Consider the following 16,109-nt stretch of genomic DNA (forward strand, 5'->3'; position numbering starts at 1 on the left):
CGCAAAGCCCATTTGTTGCGCGATGCGCTTCGAATCGCGCGAGCGGACGGATCGGCAGCAACTCGGGCAGCGGAAAAGGGGGCGAGAGAACCACCGTTTTCGGTTAATGAATGTTGCGTTGCAATGCGGCTAGGCGGTTAAATCGAAATAGGATCGAGCCCGGGAAATGATCGAGCAAGTGAAGCCGTTCAGCGTCAAGCGCGCAGCATTGGCCGCCACCGTCGGCAACATGCTCGAGTTCTACGACTTCATCACCTACAGCTTCTTCGCCATCCAGATCGGCCATACCTTCTTCCCGACGGGAAGCGAGTACGGCAGCCTGATGCTGTCGCTGGCGACTTTCGGCGCCGGCTTCGTGACGCGGCCGATCGGCGGAATCGTGCTTGGGATCTATTCCGACCGGATCGGCCGGCGGCCTGCCATGCTGCTGAGCTTCGCGCTCATGGGGCTATCGATCCTGACCATCGCGCTCACGCCGTCCTATCGATCGATCGGCCTTGCAGCGCCCGTCATCGTGATCGCGGCGCGTATGGCGCAAGGCTTTGCTCTGGGCGGGGAGGTTGGACCGACCACCGCCTATCTGATCGAGATCGCCCCGCCCCAGCATCGCGCGCTGGTGGTGGCCTGGCAACCGGCCAGCCAGGAGATCGCCGCGACCGCAGGCGCGCTCGTCGGCGTCATCCTGAGTAAGACGATGGGGCCGGAGATGCTCGACGCCTATGGCTGGCGGGTGGCGTTTCTGATCGGAGCGGTGTGCCTGCCGTTCGGGTTCTGGATGCGCCGGACGCTGCCCGAGACTATCCCGCAGGCCGAAGCCGGTGCCCGCACCGTCGAGCACACTGGTCATCTCTCGCAGGCGAGACGGCACCTTGGCGTCATCGGACTTGCGCTGATGATCCTGGCAAGCGGCACGATCTCGACCTACGTCACCCAATACATGACGACCTATGCGCAGAACACGCTGCATGTGTCGTCGACACTGGCTTTCGCCGTGTCGCTGGTCAGCAACGGCATCCAGTTTGTCGGCGCGCTGGTCGGGGGCTGGCTCGCAGATCGTCTCGGTCGCAAGCCGGTGATGATCTGGCCGCAGCTCGCAACGCTGCTGCTGACCTACCCGACCTTCCTCTGGATCGTCCATGCCTCCGGCGCGTTGTCGCTCCTGGTTGGTTTCGGTGTTCTGTCCGTCATCGGCTCGCTGCCGTTCACTGCGTTCTACGCGACCTTCACCGAGGCGCTGCCCCAGAACATCCGCGGCGGTGTGTTCGCGACCGTCTACGCGGTCGCGATCGCCAGCTTCGGCGGTACGGCGCAGCTCGTGGTCACCTGGCTCCTCCACGTCACCGGAAATCCGCTGGCGCCGGCCTGGTACCTGCTGCTCGCGGCGATCGTCGGACTAGTCGCGATGAGCCTCATGCCCGAGACTGCGCCAGTGAAACAGCATCAGAACAAGACCTGAAAACAAGGCCTGAAAGCAGCGCGTTCGCAGGCTGGTGATTTGCGTTTGCCGGCAACTATGGCGAATGCGTCGCCTGAACGATCAGGCGCACGCATCAGGAAGGATGAACCCATGAGTATCGATACCACCATGACATCCGACGTCGTCGGGCTGACCAAGGTCGCTCCGGTCTCGCGCCGCGGATTCATGAGCGCGACTGCGGCCGTCGCCGCCGGCTACACGCTTGCGGCCGGGCCCGTGCGCGCCGAGGCGATCACGACCGACACCCGCGGCCTCCAGACCGGGGACGCCAAGATCAAGGTCGGCTCCGAGCAGATGCATGCGTATTTTGCCCGCCCCGCCGGCAACACCAAAGCGCCGGTGATCATCGTGGCGATGGAGATTTTCGGCCTGCACGAATACATCAAGGATGTGACGCGGCGCCTCGGCAAGCTCGGCGCTTTCGCGATCGCGCCCGACTATTATTTCCGCAAGGGCGTCGATTTGACCAAGGTCACCGAGATCAAGGACCTGCTGCCGATCGTCAATGCCAAGCCGGACGCGGAGCTGCTGTCCGATCTCGATGCGACGGTGGCGTGGGCGGGATCGCAAGGCGGCGACACCGGTAAGCTCGGCATCATCGGCTTCTGCCGCGGCGGACGCACCGTCTGGGAATATGCCGCTCACAGGGGCAGCCTCAAGGCCGGCGTCGCCTTCTACGGTCCGCCGGTCGATCCAGCCAATCGGCCGTGGCCGAAGAGCCCGATGCAGCTCGCGCCCGAGATGAAGGCACCGGTGCTCGGCCTCTATGGCGGCGCCGATACCGGCATTCCCGTCGCCCAGGTCGAGCAGCTCAAGACAGCCTTGGAGCAGAACAAGAAGACGGCCGAGTTCAAGATCTATCCGGAAGCGCCGCATGGCTTCCATGCCGACTACCGCGGCAGCTATCGCAAGGACGCAGCAGAAGATGCCTGGAAGCAGGCCCAGGCCTGGTTCAAGAAGTATGGCGTGTTGAGCTGACGCTTGATCATGATCCTCCTTCCCCCGCTTGCCACAACGCATCCAGGGCGTGGCGGTAGGTCGGATAAGCAAGCGTGACGCCGAGCTCGCACTTCATTTTCGCGTTGGAGACGCGGGCGCTGCTCGCATAGAAGCTGCGGGCCATCGCCGACATCTCGGCGGTCTCGAACGGCTCTTCCGGCGGCGGTGCAACATTCATCAGCTTCGCCGCGTAAGCGATCACCTCCTGCGGCGGCGCCGGCTCGTCGTCGCAGACGTTCCACGTGCCGCCGCTCGGGTGATGAATCGCAGCCATGATCGCGCTCGCGATGTCGTCGACGTGGATGCGGTTGAACACCTGTCCCGGCTTGATGATGCGCCGCGCCGTTCGAGCGCGCAGCGTCACCAGCGCGTTACGGCCGGGGCCATAGATACCCGCAAGCCGCAGGATCGCGGCGTCGCCACCGGTCGTGTCGGTCCATGCCTGTTCCGCCGCGACCCGCATGCGCGTCCGGTCGAGGTCCGCCTTCGGCGGCGTGCTCTCGTCGACCCAGCCGCCGGCGTGATCACCATATACGCCGATCGTGGACAAATAGACGATCTTGCGGTCGCCGCCCGCCGCCAGCAGGCCGGAGAAGGCCGCGATTGCGGGATCGCCGGCACTGCCGGGCGGGATCGAAACGAGAAGGACATCCGCGTCCCTCATGCGTTCGATCGTCTCGCGTGCCGGACTGCTGCCGGAGAAAGCATGCACCTCGACGCCGGCGAGAGCGCCCCGCTGCGCGGGATCGCGCACCGTGCCGGCGATATGCGAGAAGCGGCCACCGAACAGGCGGACGAAGTGCCGCGCACTGTAGCCGAGGCCAAGGATAAAGAGCAGCATACATCTTCCTTGCAGGTCGGAGTTCCCGTTCGCGCCGCAGCGCGCCTCCGCTCATAAGAGATTTTTGGGTCCGGCAAAAGATATTGCAATTTGTCTCGCCCGCCTGTGCAGGCGATGGTCGCTCACCGGAGGGACGCATCGATCATGCAGGCAGAAGCGCCAGCCATCATGCTATCTGACGCGGCTGAGCTAGTCCGCCGCGCCGCCGCGCTGATCTTCGACGTCGACGGCACCTTGGCTGAGACCGAAGAGCTGCATCGGCAGGCCTTCAACCATGCCTTCGCCCGCCACGGTCTCGATTGGCAATGGGATCGGGCCGTCTACAAGGACCTGCTGCGGGTCACGGGCGGCAAGGAACGCATTCGCGCCCACCATGAAAGGCTGAGGATCGCCGCGCCATTATCGGATGTGGACATCGCGGAACTCCACCGCATCAAGACCGCGCATTATGCCGGACTGGTCCAAACCGGCTGCTGCCCCTTACGGCCCGGGGTGACGGATCTCCTCGTCGCTGCCAAGGCGCGCCGCCAGCGGCTCGCGATCGCGACGACCACGTCGCACGCCAACATCGACGCGCTGCTGTCGCGCGCCCTGGGAAAGTGCTGGGCCGCGGATTTTGATGCGATTGTCGCCGGAGATGACGTGCGGCATAAAAAGCCTGCGCCGGATGTCTATGTCGAGACCCTGGCGCGGCTGAAGCTCAACGCGTCCGACTGCGTCGCGATCGAGGATTCCGCTAACGGCCTGACCGCAGCTTCGCGGGCGAACATTCCCGTGCTCATCACCAGAAGCATGTTCTTCCGGGACGACGATTTTAGCCAGGCGCGGGTCGTGCTGGATGATCTGTCGGGGCTCGGGTGAGGCGGCAAAACAAAAAAACTGAAAAAACAACCCCATGCACAGTAGAATGTGCCTGCGGGCCGGGCGCCCGTTAATGGACGCGGTGGCTCGCTCTATCGTCCTCAGCTTGCTCGACAATCTGCGCGATCGGGCTGGACTGGTGGTGCACCAGGCGCCAGTCGTCGCCGACGCGCCGAAAATGGTTGGCCGCAGCCAATGCCGTGCCGTCGACGATCTCGATGCAGAGCACGCGCGCGCTGTCGCCATCGACGATGGCCTGCGGTTCCGCGCAGACGATCTGCGGCCGCTCCGGACTCTGCAGGATGTCGCGCCAGCTTCCGATCACCGTGGCCCGGCCGATGATGGCCGGCCAGCCGGGATGAATGCAGGAAATGGCGTCATCGTCCGCCCACATCCGCTCCATTTCGTCGAAATCGCCGGTCGAAAAGGCGGCGTAGAACGCTGCGTTCGCGGCGATCACCTTGCTGTCCTTTGCCATGCCTCTCGGGTGGGGCAATGACAGGCAAAAATCAAGCAAGACTTCCGTCGACTTTCCGTCGATCTGGACCGCAACGCAGCATCGCTGCCCGTTTTGTGGTCACGCCGAGACCAGAATCTCCACCGCACGCCGCGCGCCATCCTTGTAGAGCCGGCCGAGCGCAGCGGTCACGGCTTCGCGCAGGCGCGGCTCGGCGCCCAAGGGCCCGAACACTTTTCCGACGCCGAGCAGCGCGGGTGCCAATCGTTCGGCGACGGGACCTGCCTCGCGCGCCAAGCCGGCGAACTCGGCTGCGAGCGGATCGCGCACGTCGATGGTGCGGCCCTTCTCGTCAAGGCCGCTGACGTAGCGCATCCAGCCGGCCACCGCGAGCGCATGCGTCGCGATCGGCAGGTTCCTGGCGAGACGATCCTGGATCGCGCCGAGCAGGCGCTGCGGCAGCTTTTGCGAGCCGTCCATCACGATCTGCCAGGTGCGGTGATGCAGTGCCGGATTGGCGAAGCGCTTGAGCAGTGAGGCGCGATAGGCGGCCAGATCTGCGCCTGATGGCATCGTCAATGTCACCGCGGCCTCTTCCATCACCTGCGCGGCGAGGCGCGCGAAATGCGGATCCAGCATGGTGTCGGCAATGGTCTCGTAGCCTGCGAGATAGCCGAGATAGGCCAGCGCCGAATGGCTGGCGTTGAGCAGCCGCAGCTTCATCAGCTCGAACGGCTTGACGTCGTTCACCAGTTCGACGCCCGCGGCGGCAAGATCGGGCCGGCCGGCCGTAAAGCGATCCTCGACCACCCATTGCGTGAAGGGCTCGGTCATGACGGGCCATGCATCGCGTAAACCGAGCGCCGATGAAACCGCATCGCGGTCACTATCCGTCGTCTCCGGCACGATCCGGTCGACCATGGTCGAGGGGAAGGCCACCGTATCCGCGATCCACTTGCCGAGATCCTTCGAGCGCAGCGCGGCGAATTGCGTCACGATCCGCTGCACGGTGTGGCCGTTGGCGGCGAGGTTGTCGCAGCTCAGCACGGTGAAGGGCGGGGCGCCCAGCGCCCGCCGGCGCGCCAGCGCGGCGACGATGAAGCCGGGAGCCGAGCGCGGCGCGTCGAAATTGTTGAGGTCGTGCACGACATCAGGATGCCGTTCGTCGAGATCGCCGGTCTGGGGCGTGTGGCAATAGCCCTTCTCGGTGACGGTGAGGGAGACGATGCGAATGGCGGGATCGGCCATTCGCTCGACCAATCGTGCCGGGCTTTCGCGCGCGACCACGCTGTCGAGCAGCGCACCGATGATGCGGTGTTCGGTGCCTTCGGCTGCACGGACGGCAACCGTATAGAGATGATCCTGCGGGGCGAGGGCGTCGCGTGTGTCCGGGCTGCGCAGGCTGGCACCGACGATGCCCCACGAGGTGGCGCCGGCCGCAAGGCAATCATCGATGACGACGGCCTGGTGGGCGCGATGAAACGCGCCAAGGCCGAGATGCACGATGCCAGAGGTGACGCGCGAACGGTCGTAGGCCGGGCGGCGGATGCCGGGTGGCAGCCGGTCGAGATTGGCGCGGCCGAGGCGCATGTCGTCTCTCCCCTTGTTTGGCCGCTGCTTGACATGGCGCCCGTCCTCGGTCAATGCTTGCGGTCAATTGGTAAGACCAATTTTCCAAAATTGGCGGGCCGCGGGCAGCGAGAGCTGCCGGCATGACCCTTTCGGGAGGACCAGCGTGCCGCTGGAAGCTGTGGAGGCGAGACGGCTTTATCGCCAAGTCGCCGATCAATTGCGAAGCCTGATCGACAGCGGTGAGTACGCGGTCGGCAGCCGCTTGCCGACCGAGCGCGAACTCGCCGAGCAGCTCAAGATATCCAGGCCGACGGTGCGCGAAGCCCTGATCGCGCTCGAAGTCGAGGGCCGCCTTCGTATCCGCGTCGGTTCCGGCATCTATGTGATCGAGCCTGCGACGGTTGCGGCGACCGCGCCTGCTTCCGTCATCGAGGGCCCGTTCGAGCTGTTGCGTGCCCGCGAGTTCCTGGAAAGCGCCATCGCCGAAGAAGCCGCGCGCGTGGCGACGAAGGACGACCTTGCCCGCATCGATGCGTCCCTTGTCGCGATGGAGAATGTAGAACACCCCGGCGAAGCCTCGATGGTCCACGACCGCGCCTTCCACGTCGCGATCGCCGGAAGCCTCGGCAATGCCGTTCTGGTGCGCGTGGTCGGCGAGTTGTTCGACCAGCGCCTCAATCCCTATTTCGCGCAGCTTGCGCATTATTTCGAGAGCCCGGGCACGTGGCGCACTGCACTCGACGAGCATCGCGCGGTGCGCGACGCGATCGCGGCGCATGATCCCGGGGCCGCGCGCGAAGCCATGCGCGATCATCTCGCGAGATCCCAGGAGCGCTTTGCGCAGAACTTCGGCGCCGAGAGCGCGGCAGGACCGTCCTCCGGGCGCGCGGCGCGATCGACGGCAAAACCGACAAAACCGGAACGTGCGCCGAAGAAGAAGCGAGCTGCGAGCAGCAGCGCGCGACCGCGATGAGATCGTGCGGCCCGCACCCGCGTTTGGGGGCGGGCGGACAAGAAGCAGATTTAAAAGAAGCAGACTTGAAAAATGGAGGAAAAGTCAGTGTTGAAAAAGATGACAATGGTGCTGGCGGTCTCGGCCGCGGCGATGATTGCTACGGCTGGCGCCGGCATGGCGCAGACCAAGCTCAAATGGGCCCATGTCTACGAGACCTCGGAGCCCTTCCACACTGCTTCGGTCTGGGCCGCGCAGGAGATCGGCAAGCGCACCAACGGGCGCTATGCGATCGACGTCTATCCAGCGTCGCAGCTCGGCAAGGAGGCCGACATCAACCAGGGCCTTTCGCTCGGTTCGGTCGACATCATCATCTCCGGCTCGAGCTTCGCGGCCAAGAGCTTTCCGCCGATCGGCGTGACCTATTATCCCTACACCTTCCGCGATGCCGATCATCTGCTCGCCTACACCAAGAGCGACATCTTCAAGGAGCTCACCAAGGGTTATGAGGACAAGAGCGGCCACCACATCGTCGCGGTGACCTATTACGGCGTGCGCCAGACCTCGTCGAACAAGCCGATCAAGACCTGTGCCGACCTCAAGGGTCTGAAGATGCGCGTGCCCGATGTGCCCGCCTATCTCGCCATGCCGCGCGCCTGCGGCGCCAACACCGCGCCGATCGCGTTCGCCGAAGTCTATCTGGCGCTCCAGAACGGTACCGTCGAAGCCCAGGAGAATCCGCTCACCACGATCGAGGCCAAGAAGTTCTACGAGGTGCAGAAGCACATCGTGCTGACCGGCCACATCGTCGACCATCTCAACACGGTGGTGGCCGGTGCGCTTTGGAAGAAGCTCAGCGACGAGGACAAGAAGACCTTCACCGACGTCGCGCAGGAGGCCGCCGCCAAGGCGACCGCGGAGATCAAGCAGAACGAGGCCAAGCTGGTCGCCTTCTTCAAGGAGAAGGGCCTGACCGTCACCGAGGTCGACAAGAGCGAGTTCCGCGACACCGTGCTGAAGAACGTCGCGTTCGAGACCTTCGGCTACCGCAAGGCCGACTGGGAACGCATTCAGGCGGTGAAGTAATGACGTAGTCGCCATCCCGGGGCGGTCCGCTGGACCGAACTACGGTGTGCAATTGCGCACCTGAAAATCTCGAGGTTCCGGGTCTGGTGCTGACGCACCATCCCGGAACGACGTGATCAGTTTGAGGAGCACACCCATGTCCACCGCCGAAACGCACCGGCAGATCACCGCGGACGAGATCGCCCACACCTTCGAGGAAGAGGCGACGCCCAAGGTCGATCTCGGCATCTACGCTTTTGAGGACTGGGTCGCGCTGGCGATCTTCTGGGTGATGGCGCTCGCCGTCTTCCTCCAGTTCTTCACCCGTTACGTCCTCAACGACAGCTACGCCTGGACCGAGGAGATCGCGACCTACTGCCTGATCGGCGTGGTCTTCATCGGCTCCTCGATGTGCGTGCGGCTGTCGCGGCACATCCAGGTCGACCTGCTCTATCGCTATCTTCCGCACCTTGTGGCGCGCGCATTGTCGACAGTGATCGATCTGATCCGGATCGTCTTCTTCGGTTACGCCATCAAGCTGGTCTGGGTCTACATCCAGATCATCGGCGACGAATCCATGACCACCATCAATCTTCCCAAGGACTACGTCTATTACGCCGTGCTGGCGGGCTTCGTGCTGATGTTCGTCCGCTCGGTGCAAGTGGCCATACAACATTTGCGGCAGGGCTACTCGATCCTCGAACGTCCCGGCGCCTACGACGGCTTTGAAGGGTAATTCCATGTTGCTGTTGCTTGGAGGCTTCCTCATCCTCATGCTGCTCGGCGTTCCCGTGGCCATCGCCATGGCGGCGTCGTCGCTGCTCTACATCCTGGTCAGCGGCGTGACGCCCGACGTCACGCTGGCGCAGCGCATGATCGCCGGTGTCGAGAGCTTTCCGTTGCTCGCCGTGCCGTTCTTCATCCTGGCCGGCAATCTGATGAACATCGCGGGCGTCACCGGGCGCATCTATAAATTCGCCGTCGCGCTGGTCGGCTGGATGCGCGGCGGCCTCGGCCACGTCAATATCATTGGCTCGGTGATCTTCTCCGGCATGTCTGGCACCGCGATCGCGGATGCCGCCGGTCTCGGTACCATCGAGATCAAGGCGATGAAGGACCACGGCTACTCCACGGAATTCTCCGTGGGCGTCACCGCGGCCTCCGCCACGCTCGGGCCGATCATCCCGCCGTCGCTGCCTTTCGTGATCTACGGCATGATGGCCAACGTCTCGATCGGCGCGCTGTTTCTGGGGGGCGTCATTCCAGGCGTCGTGCTGACGCTCCTGATGATGGCCACCGTCACCTACTTCGCGCACAAGAACAAATGGGGCAGCGATACGCCGTTCTCCTGGCCGCAATTGGGATCGGCGGGGCTCGAGATCCTCGTCGTATTGAGCTTCCCGATGGCTGTCTGGCTTCTGACGGTCGCCGGTCTCTCCACCAATTGGGCAGTTGGTCTCGGCCTGTTCGCGCTGCTCGCGATCGACTGGTACTTCGACTTCTCCGCGGTGATGGCGCTGATGGCGCCGGTGATCCTGATCGGCGGCATGACGCTCGGCTGGTTCACCCCAACGGAAGCCGCGGTCGCCGCCGTGATCTGGTCGCTGTTCCTCGGCCTGGTACGCTACCGCACCATGACGATGAAAACGGTCGCGAAAGCGACTTTCGACACCATCGAGACCACGGCTTCGGTGCTGTTCATCGTCACGGCAGCCTCGATCTTCGCCTGGCTGCTGACGGTGTCGCAGGCAGCCCAGATGCTGTCGGACTGGATGCTCAGCATCACCCACAACAAATGGGTGTTCCTGGCGCTCGCCAACGTCCTGATCCTGTTCGTCGGCTGCTTCATCGACACCACGGCGGCGATCACCATTCTGGTGCCGATCCTGTTGCCGATCGTGCTCAAGCTCGGCATCGACCCGATCCATTTCGGTCTGATCATGACGCTGAACCTGATGATCGGTCTGCTGCATCCGCCGCTCGGCATGGTGTTGTTCGTGCTCGCGCGCGTCGCAAAGCTCTCGGTCGAGCGCACGACGGTGGCGATCCTGCCGTGGCTGGTGCCGCTGATGGTTGCGCTGATCGCGATCACCTACATCCCCGAATTGACCCTGTGGCTACCGAAATACATGGGACTTTCCAAATGACCTCAACTGCTCTCGCCGCAACCCTGTTTGGCCCCGAAGATCTGCGCATGGTCGAGCATCCGCTCGACAAGCTCGCTGAAGGCATGGTGCGCCTCCGTTTCGGCGCCGGCGGCATCTGCGGCTCGGACATGCATTATTTCCGCCATGCCCGGACCGGCGATTTCGTGGTGAAATCGCCGCTGGTGCTCGGCCATGAAATCTCCGGCGAGGTCGTGGAGATCGCGGGCTCCGCGGCAAATCTGAAGGTCGGCGACCGCGTTGCCGTCAACCCGTCGCGCTGGTGCGGCCATTGCGGCGCCTGCCGCCAAGGCCGGCAGAACCTCTGCGAAAATATCTACTTCATGGGCTCGGCCTCGAAGACACCGCACATGCAGGGCGGCTTTGCCAACTATTTCGACGCGATCCCGGCACAGTGCGTGAAGATTCCCGATCATGTGTCCTATCAGGCCGCGGCGCTCGCCGAACCGCTCGCGGTCTGCCTGCACGCCGTCGCGCGTGCCGGCAACATCGATGGCAAGCGCGGCATCATCTTCGGCGCCGGTCCGATCGGGCTTCTGACCATGCTCGCCGCGCGCCGCGCCGGCATGACCGACATCACGGTGGCCGACATCGCGCCGGCGCCGCTGGCCTTTGCGACCCGGCTCGGCGCCTCTCACGTCGAGAATGTCGCAGCCGGCGAGGAAGGCCTGAAGGCGCAGGCCACCTCGCGCCCCTACGATGTCGCTTTCGAAGTCTCGGGCACGGCTGCAGGCCTTGCCAGTGCGATCGGTATCGTCAGGCGCGGCGGCGTTGTGGTGCAGATCGGCAATTTGCCGGGTGGCCAGATTCCGGTGCCGGCCAATGCGGTGATGGCCAAGGAGATCGACCTGCGCGGCTCGTTCCGCTTCGGGCTTGAGTTCATGACGGCGGTGGAGCTGATCGCGGACGGCAGCGTCGACGTGCTGTCGCTGGTCACCGCCGAGCGGCCGCTGTCCACCGCGCCGGACGCGCTGCGGCTGGCGCTCGACCGCTCGCAGAGCGTCAAGGTCGTGCTGACCGCGAACTGATCGGGGAGAATTCTTATGATGCTCGAGGGATGGCGCTGGTACGGGCCGGACGATCCGGTCTCGCTCGACGATGTCAGGCAGGCCGGGGCGAGCGACATCGTCTCGGCGCTGCATCAGGTGCCGATCGGCGAAGCCTGGACACGCAAGGCGGTCGAGGAGCGCAAGAACTTCATCGAGAGCGGCCAACCCGGGCGCTCGCGGCTGACCTGGTCGGTGGTGGAATCGATTCCGATCCCCGACGACGTCAAGCGTCTCGGGGCTAAAGCGACGCGCTCGATCGAGACATGGATCGCCAGCCTGGAGGCGGCTGCCGCGGCCGGCATCAAGATCATCTGCTACAACTTCATGCCCGTCGTGGATTGGTGCCGCACCGATCTCGAATGGGAGCTGCCGAACGGCGCCCGCGCCATGCGCTTCGATCAAGACCGTTTCGCGGCCTTCGAGCTGCACATCCTGAAGCGTCCCGCCGCCGTCCAGGAATACTCGCCCGAGCAGCAGGCCCGCGCGAAAAAACTGTTCGAGCAGATGAGCCAGGCCGATATCGAATATCTCGTCATGGTCATCGCCAGCGCGCTGCCGGGCTCCACCACCGAGCCGTTGACCATCCCGCAATTCCGCGATCGGCTCGAAACATATCGCGACGTCACGCCAAAAATCCTGCGGCAGCATCTCGCCGAGTTTTTGGGCCGCGTCACCCCCGTCGCCGAGCAGCTCGGGGTCTCATTGACGCTGCATCCGGACGACCCGCCGCGCCCGCTGTTCGGTCTGCCGCGCGTCGCGTCCGGCGCCGATGACTATCAGGCGTTGTTCGATGCGGTGCCGTCAAAGGCGAATGGTATCTGCCTGTGCACGGGGTCGCTTGGCGTGCGCGCCGAGAACAATCTTCCCGCGATGGCCGAACGCTTCGGCCCGCGCATTGCCTTTGCGCATCTGCGCGCGACCAAGCGCGAGGCGGATGGCCTGTCCTTCTACGAGTCCGATCATCTCGACGGTGACGTCGACATGGTCGCGGTGCTGAAGGCGCTGCTGAAGGAGAACGCGCGGCGTTCGCCCGGCCAGAAAATTGTGTTCCGGCCCGACCACGGCCATCGCATGCTCGACGATCTCGCGGCCACCAAGCGCACCAATCCGGGCTACACCGCGATTGGCCGCCTCCGCGGCCTGGCCGAGCTCCGCGGCGCGATCCGCGCGATCGAGCATCGATAGAGGCCAAAACTTTATCCATACCGTCATTGCGAGCGCAGCGAACCAAACCAGAATTCCTCCGCGGAAGGACTCTGGATTGCTTCGCTACGCTCGCAATGACGCGGGGGGAGAGGTGCCTCGTCTCAACCTTGTCCCCTTAGGCGCAAAGGCAGAATACGTCCCGGGCACGCGCACAGATTGTCAAAATTCCAGCCATATGCGAAGGTAGCGTCATTCCGTTTTCGATCGACGTATTGCAGCAATAAGCCATTTAGGAGCTTGATGTGAGCATTCTGGTCGAACTTCCTCCCGATCAATATGACCGACGGGCATTTGCAAAATTCAACGAGACATCAACCGGCTTTGATCTCGACATCGCTCGCGCGATGATGTGGATGTCGCAACTCGCCTACGAGACCCATGTGCCGGACACGATCAACAGGGTCTCTCCTTTCTGGGATCTGTCCGGCGTCAAGTTGCTGAGCCAGCCGGCGCATTCGACGCTGCCGCTGACCGACACGCGCGGGATCATCGCGAGCAAGGGTGACGCAACCATTGTCGCCTTCGCCGGCACCGACCCGCTTCATCTCCTGAACTGGGTCAGCGATTTCACGCTTGGCCGACCGAAGGCGCCCGTGCACCAGGGGTTCGTCGATGCGGCGGCGGCCGTGTGGGACGACGTGAAGAGCGCACTGGCGGCAGCGCTGGCGCGCAAATCACCGATCTTCATCACTGGGCACAGCCTCGGCGCCGCGATCGCGGTGGCAACGGCGGACTTCGCGCGGGAGCAGCTCCAGCTCGCGGATGCGCAGATCTATCTTTACGGTTGTCCGCGCGTGGGCCGCGACGATTTCGTCGCCCTCTACAACGGTACGTTCGGCAGGACGACCTATCGTCTCGTGCACGGCACCGACATCGTCCCGACCGTGCCTCCGCCCGGGCTTGGCTTTCATCACGTCGGCCGTTATCTCGCCTGTGCACGCGGCGCCAAATTCAGCGCCAGCCAGCTCACGACGAATGTTGGTTCGGATGAGCCAATGGCGAATGCTGGAATTGGTGAGCAGGTCCGCAATCTCCTCAGCGGCGTATCCGAGAACACGCGGACGGATGTCGTCGGCAGGCTCACGGTGCTGCTGCCGGCAGGGATCGGCGATCACCTGCCCGATCGTTACTGTGCCGCGCTGACACCCGCCTAGACTCCGGTTTTGATGCGTTTTCTTCACGTGAACCGGTCCACTTCGCCCGAAAACGCTCTAGTAGCAAGCCGCCATCGCGCCGAGCTTCGGATAGAGCCGGTCGATCGCGGCGATCTCGCTTTTCATCTGCGCGGTGATCCAGTCGCGGATCTCGGCGGCGATGGGACGCATCGGCCGGTTGCGCGGTGGCAGGAATTCGCAGATGCGGCGTGTGGTGGTGAGCGTGTCGGAGGCGGGCACCAGCGCGCCGGTCAATAGCCAGTGCGAGGCGACCGTCAGCCAACCGAGCGCGATGCCCTGGCCGAGCAGGGCGGCCTGCATCACGACGGCATAGTCCGTGAAGCTCAGCGCCTTGGCCGCACCGCGGCGCCCGGTGAGAAGCGATGCGTAATCCGCGGCCCAGTCGCCCGGCGTCTCGGCGAGCCGAATGATGGTGTTGCCTTCGGCGGGATCGGTTTCGCCGAGATAGGCAGGGCTGCACATCGGCAGCATGACCTCCTTCATCACCAGCGTGCCACCGGATGACGGCTCCTCGCGATCGCGGAAGCGCATGCCGAGGTCGACATTCTCCACTGGTCCGCGCAGCGCGCCGGAGATCAGCTGAAAGCGCAAATCGACCTGAGGAAATTGCTTCTGCAGCTTGTCGATGCGCGGCATCAGCCAATGCGTGGTGAAGGCGGAGGAGACCGACAGTGTCACCGTCTCGGTGCCCTTCCGGCGCCGCTCGATCTCGACCAGCCCGCTTTCGATGCTGCGAAAGCCTTCGAGCACGCGGCGATACAAGAGTTCGCCTTCCTCAGTGAGCACCGCGCGTCCCGCCTTGCGGTCGAATAGGCGAACGCCGAGATGGTCCTCGAACTGACCCAGCATCCGGCTCACCGCAGGCTGGGTGACGTTCAGTTCGGCGGCCGCCGCCGTGAAGCTGCCATTGCGCGCCGCTGCGTCGAAGACGAACAGGGCGTTACTTGAGGGCAGCATCCGGCGCAGCTCGGGCATAACACCATGTTATGACCCAGGTGAGAATTTGGCAATTGCCGAGTTTTGCCAAGTCTGGTGTCATTGGCGTCATAGCCAAAAGACAGGGCCTGCGAGCGAAGATGTTGGTGCGGTGCACGCTTCGACCAGGAGTGCTCAAATTCCTGTCTATAAAGCAGGCTTATGGCGCGCAGTGAAGCACGCCGGCTCAGGACATGGCGAGGTCGATCGTTGGACAAACGAGCGGAAAGCGTCGAGATCAGATCCGCGAGCAAGGCCTATGGCGCCGTTCGTGCCCTCGACGACGTGTCCCTCAATGTCGCCGCCGGCGAGTTCGTCTCGCTGCTGGGCCCCTCCGGGTCCGGCAAGACCACATTGCTCGGCATCCTCGGCGGCTTCATCCTGCCATCGAGCGGAACGATCCTGTTCGGCGGCCGCGACGTCACCTGGATGCCGCCGCACAAGCGCGACATCGGCGTCGTGTTCCAGAACTACGCGCTGTTCCCGCATATGAGCGTCGGCGAGAATGTTGCCTTTCCCTTGCGCGCGCGACGGCTGCCGAAGGCGGCCTGGCCGGATAAGGTGCGCGCGGCGCTTTCGATGGTCGGTCTTGCCGGCTACGAAGAGCGCGGTATCGCGCAACTCTCCGGCGGCCAGCGCCAGCGCGTGGCGCTCGCACGCGCCATGATCTTCGAGCCGCGGCTGATCCTGATGGACGAACCGCTGTCCGCGCTCGACAAGCAACTGCGCGAATCCATGCAGATCGAGCTGCGCGCGCTGCACAAGCGCATCGGCGCCACCATCATCTACGTCACCCACGATCAGCGCGAAGCGCTGACCATGAGCGACCGCGTCGCCGTGATGAAGGACGGCAGGCTGATCCAGATCGACGCGCCCGAGCGCCTGCACGATCATCCCGCGGATTCCTTCGTCGCGAGTTTCATTGGCGAGGCCACGATGCTTCCCGTGCGACGCGTCGATGCCTCCGGCGTTGCGCTCGGCAATGTGCTTCTGCGCAGCGCCCGCGCCATTCCCGACGGGGACGCGCTGATGCTCGCCGTGCACAGCGAAAAACTGCTGATCGACGATGGTGCGCCGGACACCGCCTGCAATCGGCTCACCGGCACGGTCACCGACATCGTCTATCAGGGCGAGAGCCTGCGCATCTTCCTGGCGCTCGCCGATGGCATCGTGCTCAGCCTGCGCCAGGCGAGCTATCACCAAGCCTACAGCCGCATCCCGCCGCTGGGCGGCAGCCTTACCGTGACCCTTCACCCCGAGGACACCATCGTCGTGCCCAGGGTGAGGGACTGAACCCAAGCCTTGTCCAACCGAG

15 protein-coding genes are annotated in these 16,109 nt (G+C 64.2%); 11 read left to right on the forward strand and 4 right to left on the reverse strand.

Features of this window, described 5'->3' with window-relative positions; genetic code table 11:
* The first annotated feature begins 166 nt into the window (after positions 1-166).
* Entirely contained in the window at positions 167-1,456 is a 1,290-nt protein-coding gene (locus IVB54_RS08860; RefSeq protein WP_247295063.1) for an MFS transporter, read from the forward strand.
* A 111-nt stretch (positions 1,457-1,567) separates the two neighbouring features.
* Positions 1,568-2,455: a dienelactone hydrolase family protein gene (locus IVB54_RS08865; protein WP_085351944.1), complete on the forward strand. Its 888-nt coding sequence runs from the start codon at positions 1,568-1,570 to the stop codon at positions 2,453-2,455.
* Positions 2,456-2,462: 7 nt separating this feature from the next.
* Here IVB54_RS08865 and IVB54_RS08870 read toward each other — a convergent pair whose 3' ends face one another.
* Positions 2,463-3,317 (reverse strand): SDR family oxidoreductase, encoded by an 855-nt coding sequence (locus tag IVB54_RS08870; protein WP_085351943.1) that lies wholly within the window; start codon positions 3,315-3,317, stop codon positions 2,463-2,465.
* A 144-nt stretch (positions 3,318-3,461) separates the two neighbouring features.
* Here IVB54_RS08870 and IVB54_RS08875 point away from each other — a divergent pair, with 144 nt between their 5' ends.
* Positions 3,462-4,178 (forward strand): HAD family hydrolase, encoded by a 717-nt coding sequence (locus IVB54_RS08875; protein WP_204512155.1) that lies wholly within the window; start codon positions 3,462-3,464, stop codon positions 4,176-4,178.
* A 70-nt stretch (positions 4,179-4,248) separates the two neighbouring features.
* Here IVB54_RS08875 and IVB54_RS08880 read toward each other — a convergent pair whose 3' ends face one another.
* Positions 4,249-4,656 (reverse strand): nuclear transport factor 2 family protein, encoded by a 408-nt coding sequence (locus IVB54_RS08880; protein ID WP_018453996.1) that lies wholly within the window; start codon positions 4,654-4,656, stop codon positions 4,249-4,251.
* A 99-nt stretch (positions 4,657-4,755) separates the two neighbouring features.
* Positions 4,756-6,225, reverse strand: a complete 1,470-nt coding sequence (locus IVB54_RS08885; protein ID WP_204512154.1) for a mannitol dehydrogenase family protein — start codon at positions 6,223-6,225, stop codon at positions 4,756-4,758.
* A gap of 145 nt (positions 6,226-6,370) precedes the next feature.
* Between IVB54_RS08885 and IVB54_RS08890 the strand changes: the two genes are divergently transcribed.
* From IVB54_RS08890 to IVB54_RS08920, 7 genes are all read left to right on the forward strand, one after another.
* Positions 6,371-7,180 (forward strand): FadR/GntR family transcriptional regulator, encoded by an 810-nt coding sequence (locus IVB54_RS08890; RefSeq protein WP_204512153.1) that lies wholly within the window; start codon positions 6,371-6,373, stop codon positions 7,178-7,180.
* A 105-nt stretch (positions 7,181-7,285) separates the two neighbouring features.
* Positions 7,286-8,245 (forward strand): sialic acid TRAP transporter substrate-binding protein SiaP, encoded by a 960-nt coding sequence (locus IVB54_RS08895; RefSeq protein ID WP_018453999.1) that lies wholly within the window; start codon positions 7,286-7,288, stop codon positions 8,243-8,245.
* 136 nt (positions 8,246-8,381) lie between these two features.
* Complete coding sequence (locus IVB54_RS08900; RefSeq protein WP_018454000.1) at positions 8,382-8,960, forward strand: TRAP transporter small permease; 579 nt, start codon at positions 8,382-8,384, stop codon at positions 8,958-8,960.
* A 4-nt stretch (positions 8,961-8,964) separates the two neighbouring features.
* Positions 8,965-10,371: a TRAP transporter large permease gene (locus IVB54_RS08905; protein WP_085351941.1), complete on the forward strand. Its 1,407-nt coding sequence runs from the start codon at positions 8,965-8,967 to the stop codon at positions 10,369-10,371.
* Positions 10,368-11,417 (forward strand): L-idonate 5-dehydrogenase, encoded by a 1,050-nt coding sequence (locus IVB54_RS08910; protein WP_085361528.1) that lies wholly within the window; start codon positions 10,368-10,370, stop codon positions 11,415-11,417. The genes IVB54_RS08905 and IVB54_RS08910 overlap by 4 nt, the downstream gene beginning before the upstream one ends.
* A 15-nt stretch (positions 11,418-11,432) precedes the next feature.
* Positions 11,433-12,623, forward strand: coding sequence for a mannonate dehydratase (gene uxuA / locus IVB54_RS08915; RefSeq protein WP_247361106.1), 1,191 nt, complete (start codon positions 11,433-11,435; stop codon positions 12,621-12,623).
* 263 nt (positions 12,624-12,886) lie between these two features.
* Positions 12,887-13,798 carry a lipase family protein gene (locus tag IVB54_RS08920; protein ID WP_085361526.1) on the forward strand — a complete coding sequence of 304 codons (912 nt, stop codon included), beginning with the start codon at positions 12,887-12,889 and terminating at the stop codon, positions 13,796-13,798.
* A gap of 57 nt (positions 13,799-13,855) precedes the next feature.
* On the opposite strand, the gene IVB54_RS08925 is transcribed toward IVB54_RS08920, so the two are convergent.
* Positions 13,856-14,794, reverse strand: coding sequence for a LysR family transcriptional regulator (locus IVB54_RS08925; protein WP_204512151.1), 939 nt, complete (start codon positions 14,792-14,794; stop codon positions 13,856-13,858).
* Between the two features lie 210 nt (positions 14,795-15,004).
* Between IVB54_RS08925 and IVB54_RS08930 the strand changes: the two genes are divergently transcribed.
* Complete coding sequence (locus IVB54_RS08930) at positions 15,005-16,087, forward strand: ABC transporter ATP-binding protein (RefSeq protein WP_018454006.1); 1,083 nt, start codon at positions 15,005-15,007, stop codon at positions 16,085-16,087.
* Positions 16,088-16,109: the final 22 nt, after the last annotated feature.

The organism is Bradyrhizobium sp. CW1 (assembly GCF_023100665.1).
Classification (GTDB): Bacteria; Pseudomonadota; Alphaproteobacteria; order Rhizobiales; family Xanthobacteraceae; genus Bradyrhizobium; species Bradyrhizobium canariense_D.

Bases quoted from the DNA above. Each gene is read 5' to 3' on its own strand.
- IVB54_RS08870 (WP_085351943.1), bottom strand. From the start codon at position 3,317: ATGCTGCTCTTTATCCTTGGCCTCGGCTACAGTGCGCGGCACTTCGTC.
- IVB54_RS08865 (WP_085351944.1), top strand. From the start codon at position 1,568: ATGAGTATCGATACCACCATGACATCCGACGTCGTCGGGCTGACCAAG.
- IVB54_RS08900 (WP_018454000.1), top strand. From the start codon at position 8,382: ATGTCCACCGCCGAAACGCACCGGCAGATCACCGCGGACGAGATCGCC.
- IVB54_RS08885 (WP_204512154.1), bottom strand. From the start codon at position 6,225: ATGCGCCTCGGCCGCGCCAATCTCGACCGGCTGCCACCCGGCATCCGC.
- IVB54_RS08910 (WP_085361528.1), top strand. From the start codon at position 10,368: ATGACCTCAACTGCTCTCGCCGCAACCCTGTTTGGCCCCGAAGATCTG.
- IVB54_RS08860 (WP_247295063.1), top strand. From the start codon at position 167: ATGATCGAGCAAGTGAAGCCGTTCAGCGTCAAGCGCGCAGCATTGGCC.
- uxuA (WP_247361106.1), top strand. From the start codon at position 11,433: ATGATGCTCGAGGGATGGCGCTGGTACGGGCCGGACGATCCGGTCTCG.
- IVB54_RS08905 (WP_085351941.1), top strand. From the start codon at position 8,965: ATGTTGCTGTTGCTTGGAGGCTTCCTCATCCTCATGCTGCTCGGCGTT.
- IVB54_RS08880 (WP_018453996.1), bottom strand. From the start codon at position 4,656: ATGGCAAAGGACAGCAAGGTGATCGCCGCGAACGCAGCGTTCTACGCC.
- IVB54_RS08895 (WP_018453999.1), top strand. From the start codon at position 7,286: ATGGTGCTGGCGGTCTCGGCCGCGGCGATGATTGCTACGGCTGGCGCC.
- IVB54_RS08875 (WP_204512155.1), top strand. From the start codon at position 3,462: ATGCAGGCAGAAGCGCCAGCCATCATGCTATCTGACGCGGCTGAGCTA.
- IVB54_RS08925 (WP_204512151.1), bottom strand. From the start codon at position 14,794: ATGCCCGAGCTGCGCCGGATGCTGCCCTCAAGTAACGCCCTGTTCGTC.